The organism is Legionella sp. ST3F1 (assembly GCF_048553315.1).
Classification (GTDB): Bacteria; Pseudomonadota; Gammaproteobacteria; order Legionellales; family Legionellaceae; genus Tatlockia; species Tatlockia donaldsonii.
Window position 1 is genome coordinate 22,296 of the sequence record NZ_JBLZIO010000007.1, and the last position, 12,187, is coordinate 34,482.

Sequence of the window (12,187 nt, forward strand, 5' to 3'; positions counted from 1 at the left end):
ACAACAACGTTTATTGACCAGCATTACAGCGAGGTATACATAGAGATACGCGAGCTGCGAACCGCAGGAAATGATCATCAGTTCATTTTTAGCCGAATTAATTAACAAGCCCTAGATCATCTCGTCGCCACCTTTAGTACCCAGAGCAATTTTACCTTCATCCGCCAGGCTCCTGGCAATGGCCAGAATATCCCGTTGGGCTTTTTCCACATCACTGACCTTCACGGGGCCTTGCATCTCCAAATCATCACGTAACAAATCTGAAGCCCGTTTTGACATATTAGTAAAAATCTTTTCTTTGACTGGTTCTGTTGTACCCTTCAGTGCCAACATCAACTGCTCAGTAGATACGTCACGTAATAAAGTCTGTACACTGCGATTATCCATATCCACTAAATTTTCAAAAACAAACATTTTGTCTTTAATTTTGTCGCAAAGCTCTTCATCCCATTCATGAATTTTCTCAAGTACTTCTGTCTCTACCGAACCCTCAAGAAAGTTAATCACATCAGCAACGCTTTTAATGCCCCCGACTGACGCTATTTTTCCGACTTTCTGACCGCTTAATTGCTTTTCAATAACATGCCCAAGCTCCGAAATAGCTTCAGGTTTAACCGTATCAATCGTACACATCCTTAATAAAACTTCAGCTCGTTTTTCCGATGTAAAATAACTGACCACTTCAGCGGATTGTTCACTGTCCAGATGGATAAGAATGGTGGCGATAATTTGTGGATGTTCATTACGGATCACGTCAGCAATAAGACGGGCATCCAACCATTTAAGTCGATTAAGCCCACTATCTTTATCAGATACTAAAATCCTGTCAATAAACGGAATTGCATTTTCCTCACCCAGGGCATTGATCAGGACCGTACGTAAATAATTTTCAGCATCGACTGTCAAACTTGTTTGATCTTCAATCGCAGTTAAAAACTCACCTAACACACCTTGCATTTTTGCTTTACTGACACTGCTCATTGTTGAGATAGCCATACCAACTTTTTGAACTTGACGCGGCTCCAAGTGCTTCAGTACTTCAGCAGCATTTTTCTCTCCCATCCCTAACAACAAAATTGCAGCCCGTTCAATGCCATCCATAGTACTATCCCCGCTCAACCCAAGTTTTAACGACTTGCGCTACCCGTTTTGGCTCTTTGTCTACCACCTGACGAAGTAATGACAATTGTGATTCATAATCATTAGCATGAGGCAACATCGCTTGACCCTCGTGAGTAAGTTCCGCAGCCTTCTCCTCTGTATTTTCTTCCCGACGTACGCCAGATAAGTTCCTGAACAATGGCCTGAGAAGGCCAAACACCATCGTCAATACAAATAATGCAGCACCAACTTGTTTCATTATTGACCAAAAAGAATCTTTTTGCCAAAATTTTTCTTCGGGTAATGGAGGGACCGGATCAGGCTTGACGAAATGACTATTAAGGACATTCAAGCTATCACCCCGTTTGGCATTTAAACCAATTGCGTTGGCAACAAGGACTTTAATTTGCTCAATTTCAGCTTGTGTTAACGGTTTAACTTCCATTTTTTTAGTTTTGGGATTCAAGGTCGGTTTATCATCTACCAAAACAGCAACCGTTAAACGTTTAATGGTTCCTGGTTGATTTTTGGTATGACTAATTGTCTTGTCCAATTCAAAATTCTTTGTACTTTGTTTGCGATAGTCACTCGCTTGTACATCAACATCAGCGTTACTCACCTGGGTACTATTCTTGGCATTGGGGTTGTTGCCTTTATTTTGCTGCAAGTTCGCATTGGCTGGCGCTGTATTTGATAAGGAACCTGGAACACCACTGGCATTACCCCCTACATTACGTTTTTCTTCCATGCTTTGCTCACTGCGCAGTGATTGCAATTCAGGATTGTAAATTTCCTGGGTTTGCTCAAAAGAAGTAAAATCCAGATCCGCTGAAACCTTCGCCCTAACTCGCCCATAGCCAAGTAAAGGCGTTAAGATATCCTGAATTCTTTGAACGTATTGTTGTTCAAGAGTTTGACGATAATCCATAAAGCGTTCGGTATTGGTAAATAATGTTTGCCCTCCGCCCTCACTTAGCAATTGGCCGTTTTGATCAACAACAGTGACTCGATTGGCAGAAAGACTTGGAATACTGGAGGCGACCAAATTAATAATCGATGCAATCGTTTGTTTTTTCAATTCAAGTCCGGAATAAACATCAATAAACACCGAAGCACTGGGTTCACGATTATCCCTGACAAAAGCAGATTCGCGAGGAATAGCTAAATGGACTCGAGCAGATTTGATATCATGAAATTGACTAATAGTGCGCGCTAACTCTGTCTCTAGAGCTTGTTTATAGCGAGCATTTTCCATAAATTGGCTGCTGTTAAAAACATTGGAATTGGTGGAGAATGCTTCATAACCGACCCCCTTACCACGCGGCAGGCCTTCCGCAGCTACTTTCAAGCGCGCTTCCTGCGCCTCATCGGCTTGTACCAGTATGGTGCCATGGCTTTTATCAATTTTGAATGGGATATTATTACGTTGTAAAAGTTCCACAATATCAGCCGCGTCTCGTGGTCCTATTTCACTATAAAGAGGTAGATAGGTTGGTTCGCGTGACCATAAAACCACTCCAACACCAATTGCTACACTTGCAGCAAGCCCTAACATCAATCCCAATTGCCTTGGGACAGAGAGACTTGCAAATCTTGCTGCGGCAGTTGAAGCACTGTCAGCCAATGCCATGATTAACTCCTGTATCACCAATAGGTGGCTGTTCTTTTTCTAACAGTTCCGTAATTAGATGCCCGCTATATAGGCATATTCATAATATCTTCATAAGCTTGTACTAATTTGTTTCTTACCCTTAAAGTCGCTTCAAAACCCAGGCTTGATTTCTGTGCTGCGACCATGACCTCGCCAATACCGACACTTTTATCACCCAACTCAAATTTGGTTCTTAAATTGTCTGCATTTTGGTGTAATTGATTGACTTCACCCAAGGCCTGTTTAAAAACATCACCAAATGAAGTCTGGGTTGCATTCTCTACACTACTACCTTCAGCTTTAGCTGCCAATACACGCATTTGATTTAGCAAAGAGACGGTATTAATATCGCTCATTATCGTTCTCCTCTATCCCTGCTTACTGAGTTCCTATACGACATATCCCTCTTCGCGCATTTTTGCTAATTTATAACGCAATGTACGCTCACTCACCCCTAAAACCGCTGCAACTTTTTGTCGGTTACCATCATATTCTTTCAGTGTTTGTTCGATTAACTCAAACTCGTGATTCTGAAGATTTTTACTATCAACCTTCTTAACAACCCTTGGTTCATCCACCCCTTGCATTGGTAATTGCAAATGGGGCACTTCAATGATGCCCTGTGTTTGAAGTACTAATGCACGCTGTACAACATTATCCAGTTCACGAGCATTACCAGGCCAGCTGTATTCAAGTAGAGCTTGCTTGGCTTCATCACTCAAACTTGGAATTAGTGGTTGGTTATTCTGACAATGACGACGAATCAGATAATTTGCCAACGGAATAATGTCACAGATTCTTTCTCTTAATGGCAACCAATGGAGAGGAAAAACATTTAAGCGATAATACAAGTCCTCTCGAAAACGGCCTGCCTTAACTTCATCAAGCAGTTTTCTATTACTAGTAGCTAATACGCGTACATCAAGATTAATCAGTTTATTAGCCCCTATGCGCTCGACCTCTTTTTCTTGCAGCACCCGCAATAATTTTGCCTGCAGACCCAAATTCATTTCACTGACTTCATCCAATAATAAAGTACCACCTTGGGCCTGTTCAAACTTCCCAGCAGTTGACTTGTAAGCACCAGTAAACGCTCCTTTTTCATAGCCAAATAAAGTCGCTTCTAACATTTGCTCAGGTATTGCTGCGCAATTAATAGCAATAAAAGGATGTTGCTTACGCGGAGAATGATCATGAATAAAGTGCGCTAACACTTCCTTTCCTGTACCACTTTCACCACTGATCATCACCCCAACATCTGATTGCGCAACTCGCAACGCCATGGACAACAAGGCTTGACTCTTCGGATCTTGAGCCACTGGCTGACTATCATCTTCCAGGATAACAGGTTTGATGTAGCGATTAATTTTTTCAGTAAGCGCGTGCGCACTAAAAGGTTTTTGCAGATAATCAACCGCACCATGACGCATTGCAGCGACCGCATCTTCAACTGAGCCATGCGCTGTCATCAAAATAACAGGAACACCTGGATTTCGACGTTGAATTTCAGCAAGAAGTTGTTGCCCATCTATCTTATCCATACGTACATCACTTAAGATAATTGCGGGGCTATGACGCTCCAGCATGGCCAATGCTTCTTTACCATCTTTCGCTGCCAGATAAGAGTGTCCTGCCAGATTCATTGTTTCTGCCAGTGCTTCACGTAAAACGGGATCATCTTCAACAATTAACACGTCACTCATGAGTTATCCTCGGGTAAAATACCATTATCCTGGTAGATTAATCGTTATACAACTCCCTTGCCCTGGTAAAGAATCTAACATAACCTCTCCACCGTGCGCTCTTACAACTGCATAAACAACAGCAAGCCCTAATCCTGTTCCCTGTGCTTTCGTTGTGAAAAAGGGCGTAAAGGCCTGCCCTCTTACATCATCAGGCATCCCGAGACCATTGTCGATCATTTTAAATTGCACGCCACCATCGGCCTGATCCTCAATGGTGAGACTGATACAATTTGCCTTGGCTTGCAAGGCATTGATAACGAGATTTAACACAGCCCCGATAAATGATTCTTTATGCAAAAGCATTTCATCTTTCTGTGATTGATTATCAATCGTAAAACTTGCAGACTCAGCCTGAATAAAAGGCTGTGCTCGTTCAGCTAACTGATTACAACACTCTTGTAGTGATACCGAAACAAGCTCAATCATTTCACCTTTGGCAAATAACAACAACTCTTGAATTTGCTGTTCTATACTGGCATGGCAACCTTGTAAACGAGTAATCCACTGTAAACAACGGCTATCACTCTGCGGCTGCGCGGCTAAATGCTCTGTGTAGAGTATTGCTGATGACAAAGGGGTCCTAATCTGGTGAGCAAGCTGGGCGGTCATTCTACCCATAGCCATTAAACGATGCTGATTTGCTTTGGATTGTTCATAATCACGACTAGCGGTGACGTCTGTTAAGGTAATTAATTGTCCTGGTAAACTTTCGAGCGAAGAAATGGCTACATGTAATCTATGACCATTCACTAAAGAAACTTCATGACCATCATCGGCGCGAGGAGCAAACACTTGCTTAATTACCCTAAGCCAGGCGATTCCCTGTAGTCCCGTTCCTAACAAAGCCTCAGCTGCTTTATTGAGCCAAACAATGTAACCTTGCGCATTCAGCACAACTAGACCACAAGGTAGACATGTTAAAATGTCTTGAGCAGGTAAGCTGACTGCTGCTTGTGTTTCGTTTGGAGAAACCTCAGTGCAATGCATACATTAGTACCTTGATTAATTGGAAAACCCGTAGCAAAGTTTAAGCCAAAACTAAAATATAAATAAAATCAGATAATTAATCTATAAAAAACGAATTAAAGTCGCTATTTTGACATTTATAAAAGGTTTGGCGTCAAATTAAACTTGCCTCAACTTTATAATAAAGACAAGATTATACCATATACTGTAAACTGGCTCTGAACCCGGCTTAGATCACACTCTTGAAGTTACAAAAATTGGGGACTCAATGCAAACTATACATCAATTATTAAATTATATCTTACATATAGATACTTACCTTATTGCTTTTGTATCAGCATATGGTATTTGGACCTATTTAGCATTGTTCGCCATTATATTTTGCGAAACAGGGCTAGTTATCACCCCTTTTCTACCAGGTGATTCGTTGCTTTTTGCTGCAGGCAGTCTTGCAGCGCAGCAAAGTACACCTTTGAGTATTCTGCCTTTATTCAGTCTATTAGTAATCGCATCGATTGCCGGAAACCAAATAAATTACTTCATAGGAAAAGCTATTGGTCCACGGGTATTTTCTGCAAATCATTCTCGATTATTGAATAAAAAATACTTAATTGAAGCCCATCAGTTTTATGAAAGGCATGGGGGGAAAACAATTATCCTCGCTCGCTTTATTCCTATCATTCGCACCTTTGCCCCTTTTGTGGCAGGAGTCGGCTATATGACTGTCTCACTATTTTCCATCTACAATCTGGTTAGTGCTCTATTTTGGGTGGGCAGCTTGCTCAGTTTAGGGTATTTTTTTGGTTCTATTCCCATTATTAAGGACAATTTTGCCATCGTTATTTATGGTATTATCGCCCTCTCCCTTCTACCACCCGTTTTGGCTTTTCTCTATCGTAAGATAAATGCTGCCACCCACAAACTTGTTTAGGATATTCTGACCGCTACTCGAATAGCAGGCCAAACCATAGGCAAATGCAGGTTGGCCGCCGCTCCCAACAGCTTGTCGAGCCAAGGGATAACCTGCAGGCCTCAAAATCAAGTCATAACTACTGCAGCGAAACGTAAACAGCCCCTAAATAATCTCAGAATTTTACTTCTTCCCTGCTTTTTCATCGAGTTTCCGCAAGAATGCCATCTTTTCCGCAATTTTACTTTCAAGGCCTCGTGAAACTGGTTGATACCAGCGAGGTTCTTTCATCCCTTCTGGTAAATAGTTTTCTCCTGCAGCATAAGCATCCGGTTCATCATGGGCATAACGGTATTCATGGCCATAACTCAACTGTTTCATTAATTGGGTCGGTGCGTTGCGCAAATGAAGTGGTACTTCTCGCGATTTGTCCTGTTTCACGAAAGCCGTCGCTTTATTGTAAGCAACATAACCAGCATTACTTTTAGCGGCAACTGCCATATAGATAACCGCCTGAGCAAGAGCCAGTTCGCCTTCAGGAGAGCCTAAGCGCTCGTAAGTTAAGGCAGCATCATTTGCAAGTTGCATAGCACGTGGATCAGCTAATCCAATATCCTCCCAAGCCATTCTCACAATGCGGCGAGAAAGATAATAGGGATCAACACCACCATCAAGCATACGGCATAACCAATAAAGTGCTGCATCAGGATTGGAGCCACGAACTGATTTATGTAAGGCTGAAATCTGATCGTAAAAATTTTCTCCACTCTTATCAAAACGACGTCTTGTCGAACTCAGGGCATTGTTAATTAATTCAGCAGTAATTTGGACTGTCCCTTGAGCCTGCGCAGCAGTATTGACTTGTTCCAAAAGATTTAAAAACCGACGAGCATCGCCATCAGCAGAAGCAATAAGATGAGCCTCAGCGTCCGCTTCAAATTGCAGATGGCTAAGTACTCTCTCCTGAGCACGAATTAATAAACGTTTAAGCTCCGTATCTGTTAACGGCTTTAACACATAAACCTGGGCGCGGGACAATAAGGCAGAGTTGACTTCAAAAGAAGGGTTCTCTGTTGTTGCGCCAATAAACGTGATGAGACCTGATTCAGTAAAAGGCAGTAAAGCATCTTGTTGCGATTTATTAAAACGGTGGATTTCATCAATAAAAAGTAACGTTTGACGTTGTTGCATTAAATGCTGCCTGGCCTCCTCAACCGCAGCACGTATATCTTTAACACCAGAAAAAACAGCAGAAAGCGCTATCCACTCACAATCAAACGCCGCTGCACTTAATCGTGCCAAGGTTGTTTTTCCTACACCAGGCGGTCCCCACAAAATCATGGAATGCGGCTTGCCGGATTCAAAAGCAAGCCTTAATGGTTTCCCTGTTCCCAACAAATGTTCTTGCCCGATGACCTCATCCCAATGTTTGGGTCTTAATAACTCTGCGAGAGGAGCGTTGGGTTGAGTATTAAATAAATTCATTGGTGTACTACATCTGTTCCTTTAGGCGGCTTAAATTGGAACAAACTGGCAGCAACTTTAGGGTTGGTTTTTACGTTCTTCAAATTGACAACGGTGTGTTGGCCAAGTTGATCAAACATTTCAATGGCAATTAATACATCACGATTAAAAATCAGCTTCATTCGCTGAAAATTTGCTTTATGGGATTTAGATTGCAAATCATAAGATTGCTTATCACCAGCCGTCGTTGCAGTGACATCAAAATCACGGGTAACCGTATCATCATAACCACTTAAAAACAGAGCCGCTGTGCCACCCAAACTTTTTTCCTGTTTTTTAACGGTTACTTGCTCCAGGTCAACATCATAAACCCAAAGTTTTTTTCCATCCGCAACGACCAATTGCTCCATAGGACTTTTAGTTTGCCAGCGGAAACGTCCAGGACGCTCAAGGGCCATAGTTCCAGAAGAGCGCGAGATTTCTTTTTCTTTGGTTTTGATGACTTGATTGAAACTGGCAGTCATACTGCGAATAGCATTGAGTTTTGTCTGTAAAACATCCCCAACCGATTCGCAAAAGGCATTAGCGGCAAATACAAGCGATAGCAATAAAACTAATTTTTTCATAGTTAATCCTCATTAACTGTAGACACTAATACATCTCTGAACCCCCCATCCAAGGGTCCTACAATTCCGGTCCGCTCCATTTCTTCGACGAGTCGCGCAGCTCGGTTATAACCTATTTTCAAACGACGTTGCACAGAAGAAATACTCGCTTTTCGTGTCTGAATCACGAACTCAACAGCTTGATCATAAAGAGGATCTGTTTCTTCTGTCTCTTGTCCTTCTTCACCGAAACCACCCTCAGAACCTTCACCAGGTGTTTGGAGAATATCATCAATGTATTCAGGCTCACCCCGTGCTCGCCAATCATCAGCGACACGATGCACTTCTTTATCATCAACAAATGCTCCGTGCACACGTAATGGGGCTCCGCTTCCAGGCGCTAAGTAAAGCATATCACCATGGCCAAGTAACTGTTCAGCCCCTTGTTGATCAAGAATGGTGCGAGAATCTATTTTTGAAGAGACCTGAAAAGACATTCGAGTAGGGATATTTGACTTAATAAGCCCAGTTAACACATCTACAGAAGGCCGTTGTGTTGCCAGAATTAAGTGGATACCCGCTGCACGGGCTTTTTGGGCAATACGAGCGATTAATTGCTCTACCTTTTTGCCTACCACCATCATCATATCGGCTAGTTCATCAATAATGACTACCACATAAGGCAACGATTGTAAGACAGGTGGAGTTTCATCTACAGAATCAACCGGTTTCCACAAAGGATCAGCCAAGGGCTCACCTTTTGCCTCAGCTTCCGCAATCTTGGCATTAAAACCTGCCAGATTTCTAACCCCTAAAGAAGCCATTAAACGATAACGCCTCTCCATCTCACCGACACACCAGCGCAACGCACTGGCAGCCTCTTTCATATCAGTCACTACCGGCGTTAATAAGTGTGGGATCCCGTCATAAACTGATAATTCGAGCATTTTGGGATCAACCATAATGAGTCGTACTTGTTCAGGAGTTGATTTAAACAAGAGGCTCAAAATCATTGCGTTGATCCCCACTGATTTACCAGACCCAGTTGTACCAGCTACAAGTAAATGAGGCATTTTTGCCAAATCAACCACCATTGGATGGCCTGCAATATCAACCCCCAAAGCCAGGGTTAATGGTGAATGGGATTGCTGATAAACATCCGCTGATAACACTTCGGACAGAGAGACCATATCCCGTTGTTGATTCGGTAACTCTAGACCGACGACTGTCTTACCCGGAATAACCTCAACTACTCGCACACTGGTAACCGATAAAGATCGAGCTAAATCCTTAGCCAGTGCTGACAATTTACTGACTTTAATCCCGGCTGCCAGTTGTAATTCAAAGCGAGTGATTACTGGTCCCGGATGGACAGCAACTACATCTGCCTGAATACCGAAATCCAATAAATGCTGTTCGACTTCTCGCGATACTGTTTCCAACTCCTGGTGGGTATATCCCCCCATTACCTTGCCGGGTCGTCCTTTATCAAGCAGGCTAAGCGCTGGTAAACTCCCAGTCAGCGCTTGTGCAGGTGGCTTGGCAACAGGACGGGCTGGCTCTTTTACAGATTTCAAAATAGAGGGAGCAGGTATACTGGGTGTAACCACAGGAGAGGGCGTTTTGATCACTGAGTCAAGAGGCTCCAGGGAAGGTATATTCACTACAACAGGTTTCTCTTTTTTTCCACCTATTAATCTACGTGTTGGTTTACTGCTCTCAACAACGGTTGATTTTTCTCGTTCTCTAAAACGCTTAATCACTGCTCGTATAAAACGAGAGCCTCTAACCAGGCCACGAAAACCGCGATTTAATAAGGTAGCGGAATAAAAACCAAGTAACTCCGTAGCTCCAACCCAGGAGAGCCCCGTTAACAGGGTAATACCCACTAGTAAAATGGCAAACAGTAATAAAGCAGCCCCTTGGGTGTTCAACGCATAATCAAAACCACCAGAGACGAAACTGCCCAGTATGCCACCCGCACTATGCACTGCATCAATTGGCGCAATAGAAGATAAACTTAGCAACCCACAACTGCCAATCATCAGAAAAACCAATCCACTGGCACGTAAAAACATGGCTAGCCGATTCACAATCCGCAAGGCACGCAGATCTTTTAAAATTAGCCAGGCAACATAGGCAAAACAAAACGGTAAAAGGTATGCGAGATAGCCAAAAATAAAATAAAGTCCGTCAGCAATATAAGCACCAACCTGGCCGCCTGCATTGCCTATCCCGATATTTCCTTTATTGGCATGTGACCAGCCTGGATCGGTGGTTTGATAAGTACTAAGCGCGAGTATCATGAAGAAAGCACAGGTTAATACCAAAATAAAGCTGCCTTCACTAACACGTTTGAGCAAGAAATTTGGCATAGCCTGCTTCGGGGTGCCGGCCTGATTACCCGTTTGTTGTTTTCGCATAGGTATTTTAATGTGCCTTATTTTGTCATACTATTTGCCATCTTAACATAATTCATAAGGAAGGCAGAGATGATAAGCGAAAGCAATCACCATCGCCTGATAATTCTTGGCTCAGGTCCCGCCGGGTATACTGCAGCGGTCTACGCCGCCCGTGCTAATCTTAACCCGGTGCTCATTACTGGAATGCAACCAGGTGGCCAGTTAACCACGACGACTGATGTCGATAACTGGCCTGGCGATGTAGAAGGCTTACAGGGTCCGGCGCTAATGGAGCGCATGCAACAGCATGCTGAGCGCTTTGAAACTAAAATTATCTTCGATCATATTGTAAAGGCAGATCTACAGCAACGTCCTTTTGTCTTGCAAGGGGATAGTGAAACGTATACCTGCGACGCGCTGATTATTGCAACCGGAGCATCTGCCCGTTACCTGGGACTGCCCTCAGAGAAAGCCTACCAGGGACGTGGCGTTTCAGCCTGCGCAACCTGTGATGGCTTTTTTTATCGTAACAAAGCTGTTTGCGTTATAGGCGGAGGAAACACCGCTGTTGAAGAAGCCTTATATCTGTCAAATATTGCAGCTTCTGTTACCCTTGTTCATCGCCGTGATAGTTTACGAGCCGAGAAAATTCTCCAGGATCAACTCGTTGAAAAAACACGCACAGGTAATATAAAACTCTTATGGCATCATACCTTGGAAGAAGTGCTTGGTGATGATATGAAAGTCACCGGAGCCCGTGTCCGCAATGTTCTCGATGATAGCTGCCACGATCTGGCTGTTGATGGCGTTTTTATTGCAATTGGTCATGATCCCAATACGGGTTTGTTTAAAGAACAACTTGCCATGAAAGATGGCTATCTGACTATCCGCTCTGGTTTGGAGGGCATGGCCACTGCTACGAGTATCAATGGGGTTTTCGCCTGTGGTGATGTTGCTGATCATGTTTATCGCCAAGCTATTACGTCAGCAGGGTTTGGTTGCATGGCTGCTTTAGATGCTGAAAAATATTTGGATAGTTTAGGCTCTATTACAAATTCATAATTTCAATTTCATACACCTTGATTTTTTATTTATTCAAGTGACATTTAGATCTTGAATATCGAGAATACCCTTGGGAAAAATCAAGGTGGAATCACTGTTGCTAATAGAGCAATCTTACTACAGGAATGGACTATTGATTAGTCCTGTCCCCCTATAACTGCTGCGCATTTTATGGAATAACGTTCGTTGTGCGATATAAAAACAGGATCCTGTTTTTTATATTAAACTCACATTAATATCACAAGCAGGAGGCCGACCATTCCCTCTTCAACATCCCGCAC

Annotated in this window: 10 protein-coding genes; 2 read left to right on the forward strand and 8 right to left on the reverse strand. The window is 43.0% G+C overall.

Annotation, left to right across the window (positions count from 1 at the left end; all coding sequences use genetic code 11):
* Nucleotides 1–111 precede the first annotated feature (111 nt).
* From fliG to ACN4Z1_RS06505, 5 genes are all read right to left on the reverse strand, one after another.
* Nucleotides 112–1,101, reverse strand: coding sequence for a flagellar motor switch protein FliG (fliG, locus tag ACN4Z1_RS06485; protein ID WP_115221645.1), 990 nt, complete (start codon nucleotides 1,099–1,101; stop codon nucleotides 112–114).
* A gap of 4 nt (nucleotides 1,102–1,105) precedes the next feature.
* Nucleotides 1,106–2,731, reverse strand: coding sequence for a flagellar basal-body MS-ring/collar protein FliF (gene fliF, locus ACN4Z1_RS06490; RefSeq protein WP_228364883.1), 1,626 nt, complete (start codon nucleotides 2,729–2,731; stop codon nucleotides 1,106–1,108).
* A gap of 65 nt (nucleotides 2,732–2,796) precedes the next feature.
* Nucleotides 2,797–3,108: a flagellar hook-basal body complex protein FliE gene (gene fliE, locus ACN4Z1_RS06495; RefSeq protein WP_115221647.1), complete on the reverse strand. Its 312-nt coding sequence runs from the start codon at nucleotides 3,106–3,108 to the stop codon at nucleotides 2,797–2,799.
* 33 nt (nucleotides 3,109–3,141) lie between these two features.
* Nucleotides 3,142–4,455 carry a sigma-54-dependent transcriptional regulator gene (locus tag ACN4Z1_RS06500; RefSeq protein WP_228364882.1) on the reverse strand — a complete coding sequence of 438 codons (1,314 nt, stop codon included), beginning with the start codon at nucleotides 4,453–4,455 and terminating at the stop codon, nucleotides 3,142–3,144.
* Between the two features lie 24 nt (nucleotides 4,456–4,479).
* Nucleotides 4,480–5,484, reverse strand: coding sequence for a sensor histidine kinase (locus ACN4Z1_RS06505; RefSeq protein WP_115221649.1), 1,005 nt, complete (start codon nucleotides 5,482–5,484; stop codon nucleotides 4,480–4,482).
* 247 nt (nucleotides 5,485–5,731) lie between these two features.
* Here ACN4Z1_RS06505 and ACN4Z1_RS06510 point away from each other — a divergent pair, with 247 nt between their 5' ends.
* On the forward strand, nucleotides 5,732–6,394 hold the full coding sequence (locus ACN4Z1_RS06510) for a DedA family protein (RefSeq protein ID WP_115221650.1): 663 nt from the start codon (nucleotides 5,732–5,734) through the stop codon (nucleotides 6,392–6,394).
* 162 nt (nucleotides 6,395–6,556) lie between these two features.
* Here ACN4Z1_RS06510 and ACN4Z1_RS06515 read toward each other — a convergent pair whose 3' ends face one another.
* The 3 genes from ACN4Z1_RS06515 to ACN4Z1_RS06525 are packed head-to-tail and all read right to left on the reverse strand — an operon-like array spanning nucleotide 6,557 to nucleotide 10,865.
* Entirely contained in the window at nucleotides 6,557–7,858 is a 1,302-nt protein-coding gene (locus ACN4Z1_RS06515) for a replication-associated recombination protein A (RefSeq protein ID WP_228364881.1), read from the reverse strand.
* On the reverse strand, nucleotides 7,855–8,463 hold the full coding sequence (gene lolA / locus ACN4Z1_RS06520) for an outer membrane lipoprotein chaperone LolA (RefSeq protein WP_115221652.1): 609 nt from the start codon (nucleotides 8,461–8,463) through the stop codon (nucleotides 7,855–7,857). The genes ACN4Z1_RS06515 and lolA overlap by 4 nt, the downstream gene beginning before the upstream one ends.
* Nucleotides 8,464–8,465: 2 nt before the next feature.
* Nucleotides 8,466–10,865 carry a DNA translocase FtsK gene (locus ACN4Z1_RS06525; RefSeq protein ID WP_228364880.1) on the reverse strand — a complete coding sequence of 800 codons (2,400 nt, stop codon included), beginning with the start codon at nucleotides 10,863–10,865 and terminating at the stop codon, nucleotides 8,466–8,468.
* A gap of 69 nt (nucleotides 10,866–10,934) precedes the next feature.
* Here ACN4Z1_RS06525 and trxB point away from each other — a divergent pair, with 69 nt between their 5' ends.
* Nucleotides 10,935–11,906, forward strand: a complete 972-nt coding sequence (trxB, locus tag ACN4Z1_RS06530) for a thioredoxin-disulfide reductase (RefSeq protein ID WP_255673212.1) — start codon at nucleotides 10,935–10,937, stop codon at nucleotides 11,904–11,906.
* Nucleotides 11,907–12,187: the final 281 nt, after the last annotated feature.